This window comes from Allokutzneria oryzae (assembly GCF_042429765.1).
In the GTDB taxonomy this organism is placed as follows: domain Bacteria; phylum Actinomycetota; class Actinomycetes; order Mycobacteriales; family Pseudonocardiaceae; genus Allokutzneria; species Allokutzneria oryzae.
This window is the reverse complement of sequence record NZ_JBHLZU010000033.1, coordinates 196588-217538: the sequence shown is the minus strand read 5'-3', so window position 1 is coordinate 217538 and position 20951 is coordinate 196588. Positions and strand designations below refer to the sequence as shown.

Genomic DNA, 20951 nt, shown 5'->3' with positions numbered 1-20951 from the left:
GATAACCGGATCGGGTGCGGCCCCGAGCGGACTAGGCTGGGCTCGTGACCACGCTTGAGTCCACTGTGGACGATGAACTGCGCGCCCAGGTCCACGACGCCGCCCGGCGCGCCCGCCGCGCCGCGACCGAGCTGGCCCTGGCCACCCGGCAGGTCAAGGACGCCGCGCTGCACGCCATCGCCGACGCGCTGGTCCGCCGCGCCCCAGAGGTGCTCGAAGCCAACGCGGAGGACGTGCGCAGGGGCCGCGAGTCCGGGCTGGCCGAGGCGATGATCGACCGGCTGTCGCTGACCGAGGCGCGGATTGCCGCGATCGCCGACGCCCAGCGCACGGTCGCCGGGCTGCCGGACCCGGTCGGTGAGGTGCTGCGCGGTGGCATCCAGCCGAACGGCCTGGAGATGCGCCAGGTCCGCGTCCCGATGGGCGTGGTCGGCATGGTCTACGAAGGCCGCCCGAACGTGACTGTGGACGCCGCTGGGCTGACCCTCAAGGCGGGCAACGCGGTGCTGCTGCGCGGGTCCTCCTCCGCGGAGAGCTCCAACACCGCGCTGGTCGCCGTGCTCCGCGACGCGCTCGCGGATGTCGGCCTGCCCGCTGACGCCGTGCAGCTGCTGCCGTGCCACGACCGCGCGTCGGTTCGCCACCTGATCACCGCACGGGGCCTGGTCGACCTGGTCATCCCGCGCGGCGGGGCCGGGCTGATCAACGCGGTCGTCGAGGGCGCCACGGTGCCCACGGTGGAGACCGGTGTCGGCAACTGCCACGTGTACGTGGACGCTTCGGCCGACCTGGACATGGCGGTGCGGATCGTGCTCAACTCCAAGGCCCGCCGCCCCAGCGTGTGCAACGCGGCGGAGAACCTGTTGGTGCACAAGGACATCGCCGAGCGCTTCGTGCCCGCGGTCGCGCGTGAGCTGGCCGCGGCCGGTGTGACGACGCACGCCGACGACCGCTTCGCCGCGCTGGCGGGGACCGCAACGGTGCCCGTGCGGGACGAGGACTGGGACACGGAGTTCCTGTCGCTGGACATCGCGGCGGGTGTCGTGGACTCGCTCACCGACGCGGTCGCGCACATCGCGGCGCACGGCTCCGGGCACACCGAGGCGATCGTGACCGCCGACGTGCGCGCCGCCCGGGAGTTCACCGCACGGGTGGACGCGGCCGCGGTCATGGTCAACGCGGCCACCTCCTTCACCGACGGCGGCGAGTTCGGCATGGGCGCGGAGATCGGCATCTCCACCCAGAAGCTGCACGCGCGCGGGCCGATGGGGCTGCCCGAGCTGACATCCACCAAATGGGTGGTCTGGGGGGACGGGCACGTCAGGCCTTCCGCCTGACCGCGGTTCGCGCAGAATGTCCCGATGCCGCAGAACCCAGCCCAGCCACGTCGTCGGGACGCGGCGGCCACCCGCGCCGCACTGCTGAAGGCAGCAGGCGAGCTCTTCGCCGAGCGTGGCTACGACCGCACCACGGTGCGCGACATCGCCGCGCGCGCGGGGGTCAACCAGGCCTTGCTGTTCCGCTACTTCGGCACCAAGGAAGAGCTCTTCAACGCCGTCGTGGCCAGCCGGGGGATGGACCTGCTGAACGCCGGTCCGGTCGCGGAGCTGCCGCGACGCCTGCTGGAGGTGTTCCTCACCGACACCCCGGAGGGCGTTGACCACCCCATCCAGGCGATGCTGCGCTCCGCCGCCCTGGGCTCGGAGTCCTCGGCGCTGCGCAAGGAGATGGGGCGCGCCTACGTGCGCTCGCTCGCCGAGCTGGCGAGCGGTCCGGACGCCGAGCTGCGCGCGGAGCTGGCCCTCGCGTGGCTGGTCGGGATCGGTTTCTGCCGGTCGGTGCTGGGGTCGGACGTGCTGCTCGCCGCCGACTCGGAGCGGGTGATCTCCCATGTGCGGCAAGGAATCTCCGCATTGCTGGAGGAACCGGACGCAACCCGTTCGCGTTCTTGACGGTTCCGTGTCTCCTTCGTAGCTTGAAAGTAAGCGACTGCTTACATTCTTTGGCGAAGGGAGATCACGGTGACCGCCGTCGATCCCACCACCTCGGCGCCGATGTACCCGTTCAGCCCGCCGAGGGCACTCGACCTCGACCCGATCTACGAGCGACTGCGGCGCGACGAGCCCATCACCAGGGTGCGCATGCCCTACGGCACGGGCACGGCCTGGCTGGTCAGCCGCTACGCCGACGCCAAGGTCGTGCTCGGTGACCCGAGGTTCAGCACCGCGGCTGCCACCGGTGCGGACACGCCGCGCAGCACCCCGCTCCCGCTGGACCCCGAGGGCATCCTGGGCATGGACGCGCCCGAGCACACCCGGCTGCGGCGCCTGGTGGCCAAGGCCTTCACCGCGCGACGGGTCGAGCAGATGCGCCCCCGCCTGCGCGAGCTGGTGGACAGCTCACTCACCGAGATGGTCGAGCACGGAGCCCCCGCCGACCTGGTGCACTTCCTGGCGCTGCCGCTGCCGGTGACGGTCATCTGCGACATGCTCGGCGTGCCCTACGAGGACCGGCACCTGTTCCGCTCCTTCTCCGACGCCACCATGTCGACCACGAAGTACACCCCGGAGCAGATCACCGAGGCGCGCGACAAGTTCCTCGCCTACATGGCGGGCCTTGTCGCCCAGCGCCGCGCGGAGCCCACCGACGACCTGCTCGGCGCGCTCGTGCTGGCCAGGGACAACGACGACCGGCTCTCCGAGATGGAGCTGATCAGGCTCGGCATCGGCCTGCTCGTCGCCGGTCACGAGACCACGGCCAACCAGCTGACGAACTTCACCTACCTGCTGCTCAGCGAGCGGGAGCGGTACGAGGCGCTGGTCGCCGACCCGGCACTGGTGCCCGCCGCGGTGGAGGAGATGCTGCGCTACACCCCGCTGGGCGCCGCGGGCGGCTTCGTCCGGATCGCGCTGGAGGACGTGGAGCTGGCCGGGGTGACCGTGCGCAAGGGCGAGTCGGTCTTCGCCCAGATCGCCGCGGCCAACCGGGACGACGCGGTCTTCGACCGGCCGGACAAGATCGACTTCACCCGGCAGCACAACCCGCACATGGCCTTCGGGCACGGCCTGCACCACTGCCTCGGCGCGCAGCTGGCCAGGCTGGAGCTCCAGGTCGCGCTGGAGGGGATGATCACCAGGTTCCCCGGCCTGCGCTTCGCCGTCCCGGTCGAGGAGCTGCCGTGGCGGACCGGGATGCTCGTCCGGGGTCTGGAGGCCCTGCCGGTCGCGTGGTGAGGGTAGGAATGTGTCATGAGTGATCGTTGGTTGGTCAGTGTCGACCAGAACTGCATCGGCTCCGGTATGTGCGCCGGTGCCGCTCCGGAGCACTTCGAGCTGATGGACGGCTACGCCCAGCCCATCAAGGACGAGGTGGACGCGGACGAGGCGGTGATCGACGCCGCCGAGTCCTGTCCGGTGGAGGCGATCCTGGTGAAGCTCGCCTCCACCGGTGAGGTCGTGGCACCGACCGAGTAGGTCAGACGCGGACGACGACCTGGTCCAACCGTTTGCGGACCAGGTCGGGCACCGTGGCGTCCTCCGCCGGGTAGCCGATCGGGATGACAGCGAACGCCTTCTCGTTGCGCGGGCGGTTGAGCACTTCGCGCAGGAAGCCCATCGGGCTCGGCGTGTGCGTGAGCGCCGCGAGCCCCGACAGGTGCAACGCGGTGATCAGCATGCCGACGGCGATCCCGACGGACTCGCCGACGTAGTAGTGCTTGTACGTGGAGCCGTCCTCACGGATGCCGTACCGCTGCTCGAAAACCACGAGCAGGTGCGGGGCGTCCGTGAGGTGCGGCTTGTGCTCGTCGGTGCCCAGCGGGCGCAGTGCGGACAACCACTCCTCACCCAGCCTGCCGTCGTAGGAGATGCGCTCCTCGTGCTCTGCGGCTTCGCGGATCTGGAGCCGTACTGCGGGGTCTTGGACGAGCACGAAGGTCCACGGCTGCTGGTGCGCCCCGGACGGCGCGGTGTTCGCGACGGAGATCGCGTCCAGTACGAGCTGTTCGGGAACTTCATCGGAGGAGAACGCCCTGACGGTGCGGCGCTCGTCCATGCGCTCGCGGAACCGTCCGGCGATCTTCATCGCCTCGTCGGCAGGGATGCGGGACGGGTGATAGGCGGTCGGTCGGTAGGGGCGACCGTGCATCGGTTCCCAGGTCCTCATGGTCGCGAGTATCACCACGCACGCAAGATCAACGCAGGCCCGAACGAGTGACCGAGCTCATTGTCAGGACCACCTCCGGCGGCGCTCGTAGTGAGTGCGCGGGTTCCCGCCCCGCGTCCGGCTCGCCCGAATGCCCCCTTCGAGCAAGCCGGAGGGTGATCGGAGCGGGGCCCGCCGAACCAGGTCGCGCGCGGTTCGCGGGCTCCGCCCCGTACGCTGCTCTGCCATGGCCAGGCGCCGAATTGGGGTAATGGGCGGGACGTTCGATCCGGTGCACCACGGGCACCTCGTCGCCGCGAGCGAGGTGCAGGCGCGCTTCGAGCTCGACGAGGTCATCTTCGTGCCGACCGGCAACCCGTGGCAGAAGTGCCACACGGTGGTCAGCCCCGCCGAGGACCGCTACCTGATGACCGTCGTGGCCACCGCGTCGAACCCCAGGTTCTCGGTGAGCCGGGTCGACATCGACCGCAGCGGCACGACGTACACCATCGACACGCTCACTGACCTGCGCACCCAGTACCCTGATGACCAACTGTTCTTCATCACGGGGGCGGACGCGCTGGAACAGATCCTGTCCTGGCACCGCGCCGACGAGCTGTTCCGGCTGGCCCACTTCATCGGGGTGACCCGGCCGGGCTACCGCCTGGACGGCAACCACCTGCCCCGCGGCTCGGTCAGCCTGGTGGAGGTGCCCGCCATGGCCATCTCCTCCACGAACTGCCGCAAGCGGGTCCGGGAAGGGCTGCCGGTCTGGTACCTCGTGCCCGACGGTGTCGTCCAGTACATCAGCAAACGTGAGCTCTACAGCGCGCCGGAACGGACATCGGGCCCGGCGTAGGAAAGGAACTACTCAGGTGGCAGCCACCGACCAGGCACGCGACCTCGCGCTGGTCGCCGCACACGCCGCGGCCGACAAGAAGGCGCACGACGTGGTCGTGCTCGACGTCTCCGACCAGCTGGTGATCACCGACTGCTTCGTGATCGCCTCGGCGCCCAACGAGCGCCAGGTCGACGCGATCGTGGAGAACGTCGAGGAGAAGATGCGCGAGGCGGGCAGCAAGCCGGTCCGCCGCGAGGGCGCGCGCGAGGGCCGGTGGGTCCTGCTGGACTTCGTCGACGTCGTCGTGCACGTCCAGCACGCCGAGGAGCGCACCTTCTACGCGCTGGAGAAGCTCTGGAAGGACTGCCCGCGCATCGAGTTCGACGACCGTCCCGCCGAGGACTCCGCGGAGTGACGCTCCAGCGGCTCGTGCTGTGGCGGCACGGTGAGACCGGGCACAACGCCACCGGCCGCATCCAGGGGCACCTGGACGCGTTGCTGACCGAGACCGGCGTCGAACAGGCGCGCAGGGCGGCTCCCGCCGTCGCCCGCTTCGAGCCAGAGGTCGCGCTCAGCTCCGACCTGCGCAGGGCGATGGACACCGCGGCCGAGTACACCAGGGTGAGCGGCCGCGAGGTCCGGATGGACAAGCGGTTGCGGGAGACTCACGTCGGCGAGTGGCAGGGCCTGTCCAGCGCCGAGGTCGAGGAGGGCTGGCCGGGCGCGCTCGCGCTGTGGCGGGCCGACCCGACCTGGGCGCCGCCCGGTGGTGAGAACCGGATCGAGGTGGCGGCCCGCGCCGCGGAGGTGGTCGCCGAGCTCGACGCGGCCCACGACGGGACGGCGCTGCTGTGCGTGCACGGCGGGCTGATCACCGGCCTGACCGGCTCCCTGCTCGGCCTGCCCGTGGCGAACTGGCCGTCCCTGAGCGGGCTGTACAACTGCCACTGGACGGTGCTGGCCCGGCGCGGCGAGAGCCTGGGCTGGCGGCTGGTCGCGCACAACGCCGGCGTGACCGACTGACCCGTGCGCGTGCTGGTGCTGGCCGACTCGCTGGCCTTCCACGGTCCGCGAGAGGCCATGCCCGCCGACGAGCCCCGGCTCTGGCCGCACGTGGCTGCGCGCCTGGCCGGGGGCGAGGCGGAGATCGTCGCCGGGTTCGGCTGGACCGCCCGCGACGCCTGGTGGGCGGTGACCAGGGACCCCCGGGTCTGGGCGCTGATGCCGAGGATCGACGCCCTGGTGCTCGGCGTCGGGAGCATGGACACGCTGCCGTCGCCGTTGCCCACCTACCTCCGCGAGGGCCTGCGGTACCTGCGGCCGGAGCGGCTGCGGCGGCACGCCCGCGAGGCGTACCTGGCGGCGCAGCCACACCTCGCCCGCCTGCTCGGCGGTCGTCCGGTCGCGCTTCCACCACGGCTGAGCGTCGCCTACCTGGACCGGTGCCTGCGCGGAGTGCGCTCGCTGCGCCCCGGCCTCCCGGTGATCGCGACCCTGCCCTCGGTGCACCGCTCGGCCGCCTACGGCCGGGTGCACACCGGTCGCGAGCCCGCCGCGGCCGCGATCTCCGCCTGGGCCGCCGCCGTGGACGTTCCCCTGCTGGACCTCGGCGGCCTGGTGCGGCGGCACGTGCTCGACGGCCACGGCAACCCCGACGGGATGCACTGGGGCTGGTCCGCCCACCAGCTGGTCGGTGAGGCGCTCGCGGAGCTGCTGCGCTGAGCCCCGCGTGTGGCGACGGGACCTGGGCCGCTTTCGCCTAGGCTGCTCGCTCGTGGCCGTAGCCGTCGTGACCGACTCCACCGCGTACCTGCCGGAGGGATTCGCTGACCGGCGCGGCATCTCCGTGGTCCCACTGCACGTCACGGTCGACGACAGGACCGGTCTCGACGGCGTCGACGTGACCCCGACCAGCCTCGCCGCGGCGCTGGCCGAGCGGCGCGCGGTGAGCACCTCCCGGCCCTCGCCGGAGGACATCGGCGCGGTCTACCGGCGGGTGCTCGACTCCGGCGCCGACTCGATCGTGTCGGTGCACCTCTCCCGCGAGCTCTCCGGCACCTGGGACGCGGCGCGCATCGCCGCCGAGCAGGTCGGCGACGTGCGGGTGGTCGACTCCCGGTCCACCGCGATGGGACTGGGCTTCGCCGTGCTCGCCGCTGTGAACGCCGCCCGCTCCGGCGCGGACGGCGCGGAGGTGGAGGCGGCCGCGGTCCGCACGGCCGCGCGGACCAGGACGTTCTTCTGCCTGGAGACGCTGGAGCACCTGCGCCGTGGCGGCCGGATCGGTCCGGCCGCCGCGTTGCTGGGCACGGCGCTCGCGGTCCGGCCGCTGCTGCACGTGCAGGACGGGCGGATCGTGCCGCTGGAGAAGGTCCGCACGACCAGCCGCGCCATGGCCAGGCTGGTCGACCTCGCCGCCGATGCGGCGGGCGACGGCCCCGCGGGCATCGCGGTGCACCACCTCTGCGCTCCCCAGCGCGCGGCCGAGCTGGCCAGCAGGCTGGACGAACGCCTCACCGGCGGTGAGGGCTCCCTGATCTCGGAGGTGGGCGCGGTGATCGGCGCGCACACGGGAGTGGGCGTGCTGGGTGTGGTGGTCCTGCCGGGCGGCCTCGCGCCCAACCCGCCCGGAGCCTAGGCCTCGCCGGTCGGTCCCCGGCGTGGCGCGACCCGAGGGACACCGCGTAGCACACACCCCCGACACCAAGCCCCCGCACAAGCCCCTCACCCCGCCGGTTGTCCACATCGGCCCCCGTTGTCCACAGATCCCCGCAGCCACACCACCCCACCGACCCGTCCCTTCCTAACGTCGGTGCCGTGACGAACACCCGCACGCACCCCGATCACCCGGCAGGCCTGGACCGGATCAGGCAGGACCTGAAGGCCAAGAAGCGCCTCGCCGCCCTGTCCGGCCCCCGAAGCCAGGACCCCGACCCACCACCGGGACCGGTGGAGTTCACCGACACCGGCCCCACCCGCGTCGCCGTGCTGCTCGACCGGCTGCTCCCGGAGTGGCTGCGCCGAGCGAGGCTGAACCCGGGACGCTCCGGAGCACTCGCCCTCGCGGCGGTCGCCGCCTTCGTGGCCCTGGTGGCGGTGCTGTTGTGGCCGAGCGGGGTTGCGGCTGAACCGGCACCCCCGATGCCAGCTGTTCCCGTTGCGCCGCACCAGAAAACGAGCCAGCTCGTGGTGAGCGTCGTCGGTCGCGTCGGCAAGCCGGGCCTGGTCTCGTTGCCGGAGGGCGCCCGCGTCGCGGACGCGGTGCGGGCGGCAGGAGGTGCGCTGCCCGACGCCGACCCCGCCACGGTCAACCTCGCCAGGAAGATCAGCGACGGCGAACAGGTGGTCGTCGGAGCCCCGGCCCCCGCCACCGGTGACGGCGAGCCCTCGGCAGGGGGCAACAGCAAGATCAGCTTGAACACGGCGACCGCGCAGCAGTTCGACGGCCTTCCCGGAGTGGGACCGGTGACGGCGCAGCGAATCGTGCAGTGGCGCACCAAGAACGGCCGGTTCTCCTCGGTCGACCAGCTGCGTGAGGTGGATGGCATCGGCAGTTCCCGGCTCGCGAAACTGCGGGACCTGGTGACCCTGTGAGCCTGGACCTCCGGCTGGTCCCGGCGGCGCTCGCTGTCTGGGCGGTTGCCCTGGTGGGGCTGCACCTCGGTTGGTTCGCGACGGCGTTGTGCGGCGTGGCCGCGGTAGTGACGGCGGTGTGGTCCGCGCTCCTGGTCGTCCGCCGAGGAACGGGCCGATTGGCGAGCGGTGTGCTCGCCGCGAGTGTCCTGGCCGGTGCCGCGGCCGTCGTGGTCACCAGCCACGCCTACCCCGCGGCGACCCACCCCCTGCGAGAGCTCGCGGCGCGGGGAGCCACCGCGACGGTCAAGCTGACGCTGTCGGAAGACCCAAGACCCTTGCGCACCAAGGGATACGGCGGACGACCCGCAGGGGCTGACCAGGTTGCGGTCCGCGCGCGGCTGAACGCGGTGCAGGAGCGGGACGGCTGGGTCGAGCGAGGGGGTGGAGTGCTGCTGTTGGCCTCGGCGGCGACCTGGGCGAAGCTGTTGCCAGAGCAGGAGGTCACGGCCACTGGTGCGCTTATCGTGCCGCGTGGCGGTGATTTCACGGTGGCGGTGTTGCGGGTTCGTGGACCACCGATCGCAGTAGGGCCCGCACCGGGTTGGCAGACCGCGGCCGAGCAGGTCCGCAACGGTTTACGCGACGCTTCGCAGGTGCTCTCCGCCGAGTTGGCGGGTCTGCTGCCCGCTCTGGTCGTCGGAGACACCAGTGCGCTGTCGCCGCGCGTTGTCGAGGAGTTCCAGGCATCCGGGTTGGCTCATCTGCTCGCGGTGAGTGGTGCCAACCTGGCCATCGTTTGCGGAGCGGTACTCCTGTTGTTCCGGCTGCTGTCCGCCGGGCCGCGGATGGCGGGAGCTGCCGCGGCGCTGGCTCTCGTGTGCTTTGTCGTGCTGGCCCGGCCGGAGCCGAGCGTGCTGCGAGCGGCGGCGATGGGCGGGGTCACGCTGCTGGCGTTGGTGTTGGGGCGCAAGGGATCCGCGCTACCCGCACTGGCCGGAGCCGTGATCGTTCTGCTGCTGTTCGATCCGAGCCTGGCCACCACGCCCGGCTTCGCGCTGTCGGTGCTGGCGACCTCGGCGCTGGTGGTTCTCGCGCCGAGGTGGGCCGGAGCGCTTCGCGACCGTGGGGTGCCCGTGGGGCTGGCGGAGGCCATCGCCGTTCCGGCGGCGGCGCAGCTCGCAACGGCCCCGGTGATCGCGGCGATCTCCGGGCAGATCAGCCTGGTGGCGATCCCGGCCAACCTGCTCGCGGCCCCTGTGGTCGCTCCCGCGACGGTCTTGGGAGTGCTCGCCGCGGTGGCGTCGACGGTGCACGAGTCGATCGCTGAGTTCCTGGTGCACCTGGCGGGGCCGGAGGTGTGGTGGCTGATCACCGTCGGACGGCACGCGGCGGCGGTCCCCGACAACGGCATCGCCTGGCCCGCGGGTGTGCTCGGCGGCCTGTTGCTGACCGCGTTGCTCGTCGTGCTCGTGGTGCTGTGGCGGAGCCCTCGGTTCCGCATCCTGTTGGTGCTCGGCGTGGTGGCGCTGCTGCTGGTGACCGTTCCGGCGAAGCTGATCAGTCCACAGTGGCCGGTTCGCGGCTGGGCGGCGGTGGCCTGCGACGTCGGCCAGGGAGACGCGGTGGTGCTGGCGGTGGCCGAACCAGGTCGCGCGGTGTTGGTTGACACCGGCCCGGAACCGTTGGCGGTCAACGCGTGCCTGGACCGGCTCGACGTGGACCGGATCCCGCTGGTGGTACTGAGCCACCTGCACGCCGACCACATCGGTGGCCTTGCGGCAGTGCTGGCGGAGCGATCCGTGGGAGCCGTCGCGGTAGGACCGCTGCGAGAACCCGCGTGGGCGATGAAGGAGGTGCGCAAGACCGTTGAGGAAGCCGGGGTCGCGTTGATCGAGCTGGGCCGCGACCAGCGGATGGAGTGGCCCGGACTGGTGCTGGAGGTGCTGGCGCCACTGCGCTCGCCCGAGCCGCGGACATCGGAGACGCCGTTGTCCGGCACAGTCGTCAACGACTCGTCATTGGTGCTGCGAGCGCACACAGCAGCCGGGCGGGTGTTGCTGACCGGAGACATCGAGCTGTCCACCCAGGCCGAGCTCCTGGCGTCCACAGTGGATCTCAGCGCGGAGGTGCTCAAGGTTCCGCACCACGGTTCCCGGTACAGCCTGCCCAGGTTCCTCGCCGCGGTGCGGCCTCGCGTCGCACTGATCTGCGTGGGCTCGGGCAACGACTACGGCCACCCGAGCCCACTGGTACTGCAAGCACTCGCCGATGTGCGCGTCCTGCGCACCGACCAGGACGGTGACGTCGCCGTTCTGTCCACTCAGGACGGTCTGGCGACCGCGCGGAGAGGAGAACCACGACCACCGCCTCGGCGGTGACCGCCTTGCCTCACAGGCCGAGGGCCTCGCGGACGGCGGCGCTCGACGGTGGCACGGTGGCACGCGGGCCGACCTTGTCCTGGACCGCGTCGAGGGTCTTGAGCCCGTCACCGGTGATCAGCAGCACCGTCTCGGCGTCCGGGTCGAGCTGGCCGGACTCGATCAGCTTCTTCGCCGTCGCGACGGTGACACCGCCCGCGGTCTCGGCGAAGATGCCCTCGGTGCGGGCCAGCAGCCGGATGGCGTCCACGACTTCCTCGTCGCTGACGTGCTCCACCGATCCGTTGGTGCGGCGCACCGTGTCCAGCACGTACGGGCCGTCGGCCGGGGCGCCGATCGCCAGCGAGCGGGCGATCGTGTCCGGCTTGACCGGCTGGATCACGTCGTGGCCTGCCTGGAAGGCGGCGGCGACGGGGGAGCAGCCGGTGGCCTGCGCGCCGAAGACGCGGTACGGCGTCGGTTCCACCAGGTCCAGCTCGCCCAGCTCACGGAAGGCCTTGTCCACCTTGGTCAGCTGCGAGCCGGAGGCCACCGGCACCACGATCTGCTGCGGCAGGCGCCAGCCGAGCTGCTCGGCGACCTCGTAACCGAGGGTCTTGGAGCCCTCCGCGTAGTACGGGCGGACGTTGACGTTGACGAACGCCCAGTCCTCGTGGTCGGCGGCCAGCTCGGTGGCCAGGCGGTTCACGTCGTCGTAGTTGCCGTCCACCGCGATCAGCGCGCCGTCGTACACGGCGGTGGTCAGCACCTTCGCCCGCTCCAGAGAGGAGGGGATCAGCACGACCGACTCCCAGCCGGCGCGCGCGGCGGCCGCGGCGACGGCGTTGGCCAGGTTGCCGGTGGAGGGGCAGGCCAGCACGGTGAACCCGAGCTGGCGGGCGGCGGCCAGGGCCACCGCGACCACGCGGTCCTTGAAGGAGTGCGTGGGGTTGCCGGTGTCGTCCTTCACCCACAGCTTGCGCACGCCGAGGGCCGCCGCCAGGCGGTCGGCCTTGACCAGCCGGGTCAGGCCGGGATCGGTGTTGGGGTGTTCCCGCACGTCGGCGGGCACCGGGAGGAGGTTGCGGTAGCGCCAGATGGAACGCGGTCCCGCCTCGATCTCCGCGCGGGTGATCTTGCCGAAGTCGTAGCCGACCTCAAGGGGGCCGAAACACTCCGAACACGCGAACTCCGCGGCGAGCGGTACCTCGTTGCCGCACTCGCGGCACACCAGGGCGCGGGCCGGGCCGAGGTCGAACTGGCGGGCGCTGCGGCGCGCCTCAATGGTCGTCATCGCGAGGTCTCTCCTCATCTTTCCCGCTTGTGCGGGCCGGATTTGGCACCGTGATCGCCGTTCGCCTCGCGGAGTCCGCTGAGCTGACGTCGGTTGCCGGGGTGTCGTAGGGCCGATCCCTCTACCCCTCTGGATGAGCTGTTCAGTTGTGGGTGGGCGGCGCGCTCGGCGCTGTCCGGCGGTAACGCTACGGCAACGTCCCGGCGGGCAGCCACCGTTGCCCACGATGCGGGACGTGCGCCGCCGTCCGCCGTCGGACCCCCGTGCGAGGATGGCGGGGTGAGTGCTCCCGCCGTCGCGCCAGCCCCGTTGCACCTGGTCATCGGAGAGGAAGAGCTCCTCGTCGAGCGTTCGGTCCGGGCCGCCCTGGACGCCGCGCGACAGGCCGATCCCGAGGCCGAGCTGAGGCGGGTCCGGGTGACCGATCTCACTCCGCCCGAGCTGGCCGAGCTGCTCAGCCCCTCGCTGTTCGCCGAGGGGCGCGTCATCGTGCTGGAGGCGGCGCAGGAGGCGGGCAAGGAGATCGCCGAGGCGGTGCTGTCCTACATCCGCGACCCGGCCGACGGCGTGACGCTGGTCGTGACCCACACCGGCGGCGGCCGGGGCAAGCTCGCCAAGGAGCTGCCCACCGCGCTGCGCAAGGCGGGGGCCGCGGTCGCCGAGTGCGCCAAGCTCACCAAGGCCAGTGAGCGGGAATCCTTTGTGCGCAACGAGGTCCGGCGCGCGGGTGGCAAGATCGACGGCCCCGCGATGGCCGCGTTGATGGAGACGGTCGGCAACGACCTGCGCGAGCTCTCCGCCGCCGCGTCGCAGCTCGTCGCCGACACCGGCGGCAAGGTCGACGAGCAGGCAGTGCGCCGCTACCACCGCGGCCGCGCCGAGGTGACCGGCTTCGCCGTGGCGGAGAAGGCCGTCACCGGCGACCGCACCGCCGCACTGGAGTCGCTGCGCTGGGCACTGCAGCTGGGCGTCCCGCACGTCCTGCTCGCCGACGCGCTCGCCGACGCGGTGCGCACGATCGCCAGGGTGGCCGGTGTCGGGCGGGCCGACCCGTTCCAGCTCGCCGGGCAGCTCGGCATGCCGCCGTGGAAGGTCAAGAAGGCGCTCGGGCAGGCGCAGGGCTGGTCGCCGGAGGGGCTCGCCGAGGCGATGGGGCTGGTCGCCACGCTCAACGCCGAGGTCAAGGGCATGGCGGCCAGCGCGGACTACGCGGTGGAGCGCGCGGTGCTGAAGGTGGTCGCGGCGCGCAACCGCGGCTGAGCGGGCAGGGCGGCGGCGGGGGCTCCTCGGCCAGCGGCTGCCGAGGAACCCCCGCCTGTCTGGTGAACCCGGGAGAAAACCCAGGTCAGAAGCTGTGAACCGGGTGCGTCTTCTGCTCTGCCGCGCGGTGCCCGAGGACGGCGTCGGACGCACTCGCGGTGAGAGGTGCACATCCCGTCGTGCAGTGTGGAGCGAACTCGACATTCATTCGGGTGAAGTTTTCCTTCGCCTTCGCCACCGGGCGCCGCCGCGGGCTCCCGGACGGGCGGTTACCGCCCGTGGGGACAGAGGTCGGCGTCACTCTCTTGGCGGGCTGTCTTCTGGATTTTCGGCCACGGACAGTACGAGGGTGCGATGGGCCGAACGTTGTCCTTCCGGCATGTGCCGGGTGAGTGGCCGGACAAAACGGAACCCGCTGGCGGTTCGACGTCAAGTCGGGCAAACGGTTGCAGAGGATTGGTGGTCTTCAGCAGGATCTGAAGGTGTTTCTCTGAAATTCATGTCAATCCAGCCGTCGAGTGGTTTCCCTGGCGGCCGATGTGTGTGCCATGTGAGGTTATCTGATTGTGCGATCAACAAGTTGCGTCGGGGTGCTTGTTGAGAACCAATCAGAACCTGAATACCGGACCGGTCAGTGCGGTCAGTACGCAACTGTTCGGGAAAGTCATTCGCTGCCGCATCGGACGGCCCTTCCAGAAGCCGGTGGAGGTGACGGTGATCGGGTCGTAGATCAGCGGGCACGCCGTGTTCGGATTGATATTGAGCGCGGTCACGTCGCCGCCGACCTTGCTCAGTTCCGTGCAGGTCGGGCGGGGTGCGGGGTGTGTCCCCCCGGCGGGCGAGCAGGTCAGCACCACCCGCCTGGCGCGAGGTGAGACGGTCTCCCCGGGGTTGCTCGACAGGACGAGCACCGAGATCGACGCCGCGGCGTGGGGGACCGCCTCGGCCGGTGTCGCCAGTGTGGGGAGCAGTACTACTCCCGCGATCGGGGCGAACCGAAGCAGTCGGTTCCTGAACATTTTTTACCTTTCAGTGAAATATGTCCGGACAGGTTGTGGGTGGTCGTGGTGTCCACACCTGGAATACGTAGCGGGCTCATGGTGGCGCTCAGTGAGCGTGCTCACAGATGGGGGGCGCTGGGCGTGATCCCTCCAACGGCGGTATGCGCCCTGCTATTCGAGGGAACCATGATTTCCTGCGCAACCAAGCCTTGCAATCCACGCGTTCTTGGGGTGGTATCTAAGGCGGTCGAGGGGGCTTCGAGCTGCGCCTCGGAAGACCAGGGTGCTTCGAAGGGAATTTGGCCGGATAACTCGTTCATACGCGCTTGTCGGTCCCGCCGATAATTCCTGTCGATGCTAGGAGCTGTGTTGTTGACCAATCAGAAGGTCGGTGCGCTGCAGGACAGCTGCCTCCGGCCGCGAAGCGAGGAGTTTTGGCGGGAATGCGTCGAACTGCGCCCGGCGCTGATCCGGATCGCGGTCCGGGCCGGGGCGGGCGAGTCGGCGGAGGACCTGGTGCACGAGGCGTTCATCAGGGCGCTGGAGTTCCCGTCGCTGGACCCACAACGGGTGATGCCCTTTCTGGTGGCCGTCGTGAAGCGGTTGTGCGTCGACGAGGCCCGTCGGAGCACCGCCGCACGGCAGGTCGCGGCACACACCAGGCTGCTACCGTTGGACGTGATAGATCCGGCTGAGTCGATCAGCGACCAGGCCGAGGCGGAGTGGCTCGTCGCGCACTGCGGCAAGCTCACTCGGCGCGAACGTTATGTCCTGCTCTGGCTCTCCCACGGTCTCCCGCACGACGAGATCTCGCGGAGGCTGGGCACGACACGACGCGCGACCGAGTGCATCGCCAGTCGCGCACGATGTCGGGTCCGTCAGTGGATGGCTCGCCGTTCGCCCGTCAACAGGGTGATCGGCTGCTGAAAGGGCCTAGGTACGGGGAGCAGGGCCCCGTACCTAGGCCCTTCTCCTGTTCCGGGCCCGTCCGGGGGCGAACGCCCCGGCGGGACCATCGCGGACACGAAGAACGCCGCCCCGCTGACGCGGGACGGCGTTCTGGTGGTTCTGCGGCTGCGCGCTGATCAGATCTTGTTGGCGCGCAGGGCCATCGCCGACTTCTTGTTGGCGGCCTGGTTGGCGTGGATGACGCCCTTGCTGGCGGCCTTGTCCAGCTTCTTGCTGGCCTCGGCGAGCAGCGCGACGGCCTTGTCCTTGTCCCCGGCCTCGGCGGCCTCGCGGAACTTGCGGATGGCGGTCTTGAGGGCCGACTTCACGGACTTGTTCCGCAGGCGCGCCTTCTCGTTGGTCTTGATGCGCTTGACCTGCGACTTGATGTTGGCCATGGCTGGACCCTCTTCCGTTCTGGGATGGTGGTGCACCGCGCTTGACCGGCACCCTCACCAGCTGGTGGGGGTTCTCCTCCACGACGGAGCGCCGCGCGGCACGACCGGGTGATGGTAACAACCGCCTGCTCGCCGCCCCAAAACGGCCCGGCCGCGCTCCCGTGGCGCTCCCCGGTGGAGCTACCGGACGGTGAACGGCGCCCGCTTGTCCTCCACAACCACTTCGTAGCCGGTCCTCGGCACTTCCCTCCGTCCGGCGCCGTCGACGTCGCCGCTGGTCAGGGCCAGCTGGTCCGCGGAGAACTCCACCTCGACCGCCTGCCGCGCGCCCGCCGCGAGCTCGACCCGCGCCCAGCCGACGAGGCGCTTGTCCGGGACCAGCAGCGGCGCGACCGGCTGGTGCACGTAGACGGGAACGATGGCCGTTCCCGCCCGAGAACCGGTGTTGCTCACCGTGAAGCCGACCTTCGCCTTGCCGTCTGCCCGGATGGTCGCCGGCACGGTCGGCGCACCAACCGCGAAGCTCGTGTAGGACAGGCCGTGACCGAAGGGGTAGGCCGGGTCGTACTTCGAGCTCTCGCCGCCGTTGGTGCCCGGCAGCTGGTCATAGGACATCGGTTGGTCGCCGACCCGCTTCGGCCAGGACACCGGCAGCTTGCCGCTGGGGTTGGCCTTGCCGAAGAGCACGTCCGCGACGGCCGTGCCGCCCTCGGTCCCAGGCAGCCACCCGGCCAGCAGCGCGTCGGCGTCTGCGACCGTGCCGAGCACCTGCGGGCGTCCGGTCAGCAGCACGACGACCACCGGTTTTCCGGTCGCCCGCACCGCGTTGACGAGGTCCTGCTGCTGCGCGGTCAGGGCCGGGTCCTCCGTGTCGGCGGGACCTTCGGCGCCGGGCTTCTCGCCGAGCACCACCACGACCGCCTTCGCGTCCCTGGCCTGGGCGACCGCGCTCGACTGGTCTGTGGCGTGGGTGATGCTCGCCCGCGGCGCCGCCGCACGGATGCCCTCCAGGACGGTGACGGCCTCGGGCACCGGGCCCTGCTCCGGAACGCCCTGCCAGTCGACGGTCCAGCCGCCGAGCTGCCGCTGCACGGAGTCGGCGGTATCGCCGGTGACCACGATCTTGCCCCCGTCCGGGGACAGCGGCAGGACCGACTTCTCGTTGCGCAGCAACACCATGGACTCCGTCGCTGCCGTGCGTGCGAGGTCAAGGCCGACGCCGTTGACCAGCTCGTTGGCGACGGCCGGGTCCACGTAGGGCCGCTCGAACAGGCCGAGCTCGAACTTCAGCTTCAGGATTCGTCGCACCGCCTCGTCGACGCGGCGTTCGCTGACCCTGCCGTCCCTGACCACCTGGAGCAGTCCCGCGGTGAACTCACCGGCGGCAGAGGGCTCCATCGCCATGTCCAGGCCCGCGTTCACCGACATCGCGATCGCGGTCGGGTAGTCCGCGGCCGCCTTGTACTTGGTGACCAGCGAGCGGATGTCCTGCCAGTCGCTGATCGCGACGCCGTCGAAGCCGAGCCGGTTCCGCAGCTGCTCGGTCAGCATGTACCGCGACGCGTGCACCGGGACGCCGTTGATCGACCCGGAATTGATCATGACCGTCTTCACGCCCGCCCGGAACTGCGCGGCGAACGGCGGCAGCACCTGGTCCTGGAGTGTGCGCACCGGGAGGAAGGCCGCCGCGCGGTCATGGCCGCCCTTCGGCTCGGAGTAACCGGCGAAGTGCTTCGCGGTCGCGGCCAGTCGCGCGGTCCTGCCGTCGTCGGCCTGCATGCCGCGAACCGCCGCCGCCGCAAGGGTTCCGGCCAAATGGGGGTCCTCGCTGTAGGTCTCGTAGTAGCGGCCCCACCGGGTGTCCCGCGCGATGTCGGAGACCGGGGCGAAGTTCCAGAACACGCCCGTTGCCCGCATCGCTTGACCGGTGGACGCGCCTGCCTGCTCGATCAGCTTCGGGTTCCAGGTCGCGCCGAGACCGATCTGGTGCGGGAACATCGTCGCGGTCACCACGTTGCTGTGCCCGTGCACACCGTCCGCCCCGTAGAGCACCGGGATCTTGAGCCTGCTGTTGTCCAGCGCGTACTTCTGGATGGCGTTGGTCATCTGCGCCCACGCCTTGGGGCTGGGGTCCGGGGCAGGGAAGTCGCCGCCGCCGGAGAGGACCGAGCCGACCTTCGCATCCACGAGGACCGGCTTCATGCAGTCCTCGCGCAGCGGTCCCGGCACGGCGTCGCAGTCGCCCCGGAGCTTGCCGACCCGGATCTGGGTCATCTGCCCGACCTTCTCCTCCAGCGTCATCCGCCGGAGCAGGGTGCTCACCCGGAGCTCGATCGGCAGCGCGGCGTTGAGGTGGTCGGTCGCGGAGCGCTCCTGCGGCGGCTGCCCGGCGCTGGACTGCGCTCCGGCGACGGTGAGGGTGAGCGCGGCCGCGAGGGCCAGGGTGGTTCTTCTTCGAGCGGCTGTACTCCTGCTGAGCACGTGCGCCTCCAACGCGAGAGAAGGGCGGCAGGCCCTCCTACGTTCGACGGTGAGCTTGGTCACCAGTAGGTGCGTTCGGAGCAATATGGGAGCGCTTTCATGCTGGTAAGCGTTGTTTTGTTGCGTGGGGGCGTGCCTAACGTTCGTCCGTGTTCACAACCCTGGACCTGCCCGGTTTCGCCGGAGTCCCGATCGCCGCTGTGGTGTTCCTCTGCGTCGCCGCCTTCCTCGCCGGGGCCGTCGACGCGATCGTCGGCGGAGGCGGTCTCGTCCAGCTGCCCGCGATGCTGCTCGTGATGCCGGGCGGCGCGCCGATCTACTCGCTCGCCACGAGCAAGCTGTCCTCCTTCGTCGGCACCGCCGCGGCCGTCGGCACCTACGTCCGCCGCACGAAGATCGACTGGCGCAGCACCGCGCCCACCGCCGTCCTGGCCTTCGCCGGTTCCGTCGGCGGAGCCGCGTTCGCCGACATGCTCCCGCCGGGCGCGCTCAACGTGGTGGTGCTGTGCGCGTTGGTCAGCGTCGGCGTCTACACCTGGCGCAGGCCTGGGTTCGGTGCCGAGGACTCACCGCGGCACTCGCGGCTCACCCGGCTGCTGGTGATGCTCGGCGGGGGAGTGGTGATCGGCTTCTGGGACGGCCTCGCCGGGCCCGGCACCGGCTCTTTCCTGGTGTTCCTGCTCGTCGGAGTGGTCGGCTTCGCGTTCGTGCGGGCGTCGGCGACCGCGAAGGTGATCAACACCGCCACCAACCTCGGAGCGTTGTGCTACTTCGTGCCCGCCGGACAGGTGCTGTGGGGACTCGGCGCGGCGATGGCGCTGTGCAACCTCACCGGCTCCGTCCTCGGCGCCCGGATGGCCGTGCGCCGAGGCTCGGAGTTCGTCCGCAAGGTGTTCCTGACCGTGGTCGCGGCGCTCGTGCTCAGCCTGGGCTGGAAGGTCGCCGTCGGGATGTGATCAGCACGGCGGCCGGTAGCCGGGGTCGGCGACCCCGTTGCGCTGCAACGCGTTGATCACCCACTTCACCGCGGGCCGCGAGTGCGGGATCAGCAGGTGCTCGGTGAAGTGCGCCGGGCAGGAGTCCTGGAGCACCACGTTGGTCACTCGGTTCGACGGGCCGGACAGTGCTTGGCCGCGGTAGGGCGTCACGACTTCCTCGTAGCGGGTGGCGATGGTGGTGTAGCGGACGTCGCCCGCCAGGTCGCCGCCCTCGTTGAGCGCGCGCAGGAACGCCGACCCCGCGGCCTGGTCGTCACAGGCAGGGCAGAAGGTCGCGCCGAGCAGCTTCGCCAGCGGCTGGGTGGTGCCGTGGTTGGACGGGGCGATGCCGATCACCGAGTTGACCTTCGCGGCCCCGCCGAGGAACTTCAGGTAGTGCCGGGGCATCATGCCGCCCTGGCTGTACCCGACGATGTCCACAGTGGACGCTCCGGTCTGGGTGCGCACCTGGTCGACGAACGTGGCGAGCTCCCTTGCGGACTGGGCGACCGGGTTCAGGCCCGCGTTGCCGTAGTCGAGGGTGTAGTAGCACCAGCCACCCGCGCGCAGCTCGGGCGCGAGGACGTCCCAGGTGCTCCCGGACTTCTTGAAGGTCCCGTGCAGCAGGATCACCGGTCGTTTGCTCGACTGGCACGCGGCGGGGGCCGCCGTCGCGGTCGCGGTCGCGGTGAGGGTGACGGTGGTGGTGAGCAGGGCGGCGCAGAGCAGGGTGCGCAGAATTCGCATCGTTGTCTCCCCGTTGAGACCAGCGGTGAACTCGCGAGTAACTTAAGAAATGTAAGGCGGCTCACATTTCGCTGTCACTACGCCGAACGGCCGCCGCTCGGCGCTCAGCAGCCGTGATGCGCCGGGTCGGCGAGTCCCTCGCGGCGCAGCGCGTTCACCGTCCACTCCACGACCGGCCGCGCGTGGGGCATGAACGGGTGCCCGGTGAAGTCCAGTGGGCAGGCGTCCTGGATGACCACGTTGGTGACCCGGTCCGCCGGTCCGGTCAGCGCCTGGCTCGCCAGGGTCACCGTGCCGTCGTGCTTCGAGGCGATGGTGGTGTGGCGGACCGCTCCGACGAGGTCGCCGCCCTGGTTGAGCGCCGTCATGAACGCTGAGCCCGCCAGCTGGTCCCCGCATGCCGGGCACCGCTTGAGGAGCCAGTCTGGAAGCGTGTCCGCGATCCCGTGGTTGGTCGGCGCGATCCCGATGAGCGAGTTCGTCTTCGCCGCGCCCCCGAGAAATTTCAGGTAATGCCTCGCCAGCACCGCGCCCTGGCTGTAACCGACGATGTCCACGTCGCTTGAATGGGTCTCCCGGAGCACCCTGTCTACGTAGGCGGAGACTTCTTTCGCTGACTGCGCGATCGGGTTCTTGCCCTGGTTCCCGTAATCCAGTGCGTAGCCGCAGCGGTTCTCCTTGCGGAGTGCCTCGGTGAGTTCGCGCCAGGTGCTGCGGCTGTCACTCGCGGTGCCGTGCAACAGGATCACCGGTCTCTTGTTCGACGAGCACGCCGCGTCCACAGTGGACGCGGCGGCCGTCGGAGTGATGGCTGTGCCGAGGATGAGCAGTGCGGCGAAAAGCGTTCTCATGACGTCTCCCCATTGAGTCGGCCAGCCGGAATTTAGGGCCAGCTGCCCGGTCAGGACAACAGGGAGCGATATTCGTG

21 protein-coding genes and 1 riboswitch are annotated in these 20951 nt (G+C 70.7%); of the genes, 14 read left to right on the top strand and 7 right to left on the bottom strand.

The window, feature by feature from the left end:
• The first annotated feature begins 44 nt into the window (after positions 1–44).
• The 4 genes from ACFFQA_RS35555 (at position 45) to ACFFQA_RS35540 (ending at position 3473) form a co-directional block, all read left to right on the top strand.
• A complete protein-coding gene (locus ACFFQA_RS35555) occupies positions 45–1337 on the top strand; it encodes a glutamate-5-semialdehyde dehydrogenase (protein ID WP_377862031.1) in 1293 nt (430 codons plus the stop codon).
• A 24-nt stretch (positions 1338–1361) separates the two neighbouring features.
• A complete protein-coding gene (locus tag ACFFQA_RS35550; RefSeq protein ID WP_377862028.1) occupies positions 1362–1952 on the top strand; it encodes a TetR/AcrR family transcriptional regulator in 591 nt (196 codons plus the stop codon).
• 69 nt (positions 1953–2021) lie between these two features.
• On the top strand, positions 2022–3233 hold the full coding sequence (locus tag ACFFQA_RS35545; RefSeq protein WP_377862025.1) for a cytochrome P450: 1212 nt from the start codon (positions 2022–2024) through the stop codon (positions 3231–3233).
• 15 nt (positions 3234–3248) lie between these two features.
• On the top strand, positions 3249–3473 hold the full coding sequence (locus tag ACFFQA_RS35540) for a ferredoxin (RefSeq protein WP_377862021.1): 225 nt from the start codon (positions 3249–3251) through the stop codon (positions 3471–3473).
• Position 3474: 1 nt separating this feature from the next.
• Here the strand turns inward: ACFFQA_RS35540 and ACFFQA_RS35535 are convergent, their stop codons facing one another.
• A complete protein-coding gene (locus ACFFQA_RS35535; protein WP_377862018.1) occupies positions 3475–4164 on the bottom strand; it encodes a nitroreductase family protein in 690 nt (229 codons plus the stop codon).
• A gap of 226 nt (positions 4165–4390) precedes the next feature.
• Between ACFFQA_RS35535 and nadD the strand changes: the two genes are divergently transcribed.
• From nadD to ACFFQA_RS35500, 7 genes are all read left to right on the top strand, one after another.
• Positions 4391–5002 (top strand): nicotinate-nucleotide adenylyltransferase, encoded by a 612-nt coding sequence (gene nadD / locus ACFFQA_RS35530; RefSeq protein WP_377862015.1) that lies wholly within the window; start codon positions 4391–4393, stop codon positions 5000–5002.
• A 16-nt stretch (positions 5003–5018) separates the two neighbouring features.
• Positions 5019–5399, top strand: coding sequence for a ribosome silencing factor (gene rsfS, locus ACFFQA_RS35525; RefSeq protein WP_377862012.1), 381 nt, complete (start codon positions 5019–5021; stop codon positions 5397–5399).
• Positions 5396–6007 (top strand): histidine phosphatase family protein, encoded by a 612-nt coding sequence (locus ACFFQA_RS35520; protein ID WP_377862009.1) that lies wholly within the window; start codon positions 5396–5398, stop codon positions 6005–6007. The genes rsfS and ACFFQA_RS35520 overlap by 4 nt, the downstream gene beginning before the upstream one ends.
• A gap of 3 nt (positions 6008–6010) precedes the next feature.
• Positions 6011–6706 carry a diglucosylglycerate octanoyltransferase gene (gene octT, locus ACFFQA_RS35515; protein ID WP_377862005.1) on the top strand — a complete coding sequence of 232 codons (696 nt, stop codon included), beginning with the start codon at positions 6011–6013 and terminating at the stop codon, positions 6704–6706.
• A 52-nt stretch (positions 6707–6758) separates the two neighbouring features.
• A complete protein-coding gene (locus ACFFQA_RS35510; RefSeq protein WP_377862002.1) occupies positions 6759–7622 on the top strand; it encodes a DegV family protein in 864 nt (287 codons plus the stop codon).
• 179 nt (positions 7623–7801) lie between these two features.
• Entirely contained in the window at positions 7802–8578 is a 777-nt protein-coding gene (locus tag ACFFQA_RS35505; protein ID WP_377861999.1) for a ComEA family DNA-binding protein, read from the top strand.
• The gene (locus ACFFQA_RS35500) at positions 8575–10938 is read left to right on the top strand and encodes a DNA internalization-related competence protein ComEC/Rec2 (RefSeq protein ID WP_377861996.1); all 2364 of its coding nucleotides are present in this window, start codon (positions 8575–8577) and stop codon (positions 10936–10938) included. The genes ACFFQA_RS35505 and ACFFQA_RS35500 overlap by 4 nt, the downstream gene beginning before the upstream one ends.
• Positions 10939–10948: 10 nt before the next feature.
• Here the strand turns inward: ACFFQA_RS35500 and thrC are convergent, their stop codons facing one another.
• On the bottom strand, positions 10949–12211 hold the full coding sequence (thrC, locus tag ACFFQA_RS35495; RefSeq protein WP_377861993.1) for a threonine synthase: 1263 nt from the start codon (positions 12209–12211) through the stop codon (positions 10949–10951).
• Between the two features lie 11 nt (positions 12212–12222).
• Positions 12223–12351, bottom strand: a riboswitch (SAM riboswitch).
• Between the two features lie 139 nt (positions 12352–12490).
• Here thrC and holA point away from each other — a divergent pair.
• Positions 12491–13471: a DNA polymerase III subunit delta gene (gene holA, locus ACFFQA_RS35490; RefSeq protein WP_377861990.1), complete on the top strand. Its 981-nt coding sequence runs from the start codon at positions 12491–12493 to the stop codon at positions 13469–13471.
• Between the two features lie 608 nt (positions 13472–14079).
• On the opposite strand, the gene ACFFQA_RS35485 is transcribed toward holA, so the two are convergent.
• A complete protein-coding gene (locus ACFFQA_RS35485) occupies positions 14080–14382 on the bottom strand; it encodes an SSI family serine proteinase inhibitor (protein ID WP_377861987.1) in 303 nt (100 codons plus the stop codon).
• Positions 14383–14844: 462 nt separating this feature from the next.
• Between ACFFQA_RS35485 and ACFFQA_RS35480 the strand changes: the two genes are divergently transcribed.
• Positions 14845–15399: an RNA polymerase sigma factor gene (locus ACFFQA_RS35480; protein ID WP_377861984.1), complete on the top strand. Its 555-nt coding sequence runs from the start codon at positions 14845–14847 to the stop codon at positions 15397–15399.
• A 158-nt stretch (positions 15400–15557) separates the two neighbouring features.
• Here ACFFQA_RS35480 and rpsT read toward each other — a convergent pair whose 3' ends face one another.
• Positions 15558–15818 carry a 30S ribosomal protein S20 gene (rpsT, locus tag ACFFQA_RS35475; RefSeq protein ID WP_377861981.1) on the bottom strand — a complete coding sequence of 87 codons (261 nt, stop codon included), beginning with the start codon at positions 15816–15818 and terminating at the stop codon, positions 15558–15560.
• 180 nt (positions 15819–15998) lie between these two features.
• Positions 15999–18299: a glycoside hydrolase family 3 N-terminal domain-containing protein gene (locus ACFFQA_RS35470; RefSeq protein WP_377861978.1), complete on the bottom strand. Its 2301-nt coding sequence runs from the start codon at positions 18297–18299 to the stop codon at positions 15999–16001.
• Positions 18300–18448: 149 nt separating this feature from the next.
• On the opposite strand from ACFFQA_RS35470, the gene ACFFQA_RS35465 reads away from it, so the two are divergent.
• A complete protein-coding gene (locus ACFFQA_RS35465) occupies positions 18449–19255 on the top strand; it encodes a TSUP family transporter (protein WP_377861975.1) in 807 nt (268 codons plus the stop codon).
• Here the strand turns inward: ACFFQA_RS35465 and ACFFQA_RS35460 are convergent, their stop codons facing one another.
• The gene (locus ACFFQA_RS35460) at positions 19256–20023 is read right to left on the bottom strand and encodes an esterase/lipase family protein (RefSeq protein ID WP_377861972.1); all 768 of its coding nucleotides are present in this window, start codon (positions 20021–20023) and stop codon (positions 19256–19258) included.
• Positions 20024–20127: 104 nt separating this feature from the next.
• Complete coding sequence (locus ACFFQA_RS35455) at positions 20128–20874, bottom strand: esterase/lipase family protein (protein WP_377861969.1); 747 nt, start codon at positions 20872–20874, stop codon at positions 20128–20130.
• Between the last annotated feature and the right edge of the window lie 77 nt (positions 20875–20951).

Excerpts from the sequence above, each read along its gene's own strand:
- ACFFQA_RS35535 (WP_377862018.1), bottom strand. The coding sequence starts at position 4,164 with ATGAGGACCTGGGAACCGATGCACGGTCGCCCCTACCGACCGACCGCC.
- ACFFQA_RS35540 (WP_377862021.1), top strand. The coding sequence starts at position 3,249 with ATGAGTGATCGTTGGTTGGTCAGTGTCGACCAGAACTGCATCGGCTCC.
- ACFFQA_RS35455 (WP_377861969.1), bottom strand. The coding sequence starts at position 20,874 with ATGAGAACGCTTTTCGCCGCACTGCTCATCCTCGGCACAGCCATCACT.
- ACFFQA_RS35460 (WP_377861972.1), bottom strand. The coding sequence starts at position 20,023 with ATGCGAATTCTGCGCACCCTGCTCTGCGCCGCCCTGCTCACCACCACC.
- nadD (WP_377862015.1), top strand. The coding sequence starts at position 4,391 with ATGGCCAGGCGCCGAATTGGGGTAATGGGCGGGACGTTCGATCCGGTG.
- thrC (WP_377861993.1), bottom strand. The coding sequence starts at position 12,211 with ATGACGACCATTGAGGCGCGCCGCAGCGCCCGCCAGTTCGACCTCGGC.
- rpsT (WP_377861981.1), bottom strand. The coding sequence starts at position 15,818 with ATGGCCAACATCAAGTCGCAGGTCAAGCGCATCAAGACCAACGAGAAG.
- ACFFQA_RS35550 (WP_377862028.1), top strand. The coding sequence starts at position 1,362 with ATGCCGCAGAACCCAGCCCAGCCACGTCGTCGGGACGCGGCGGCCACC.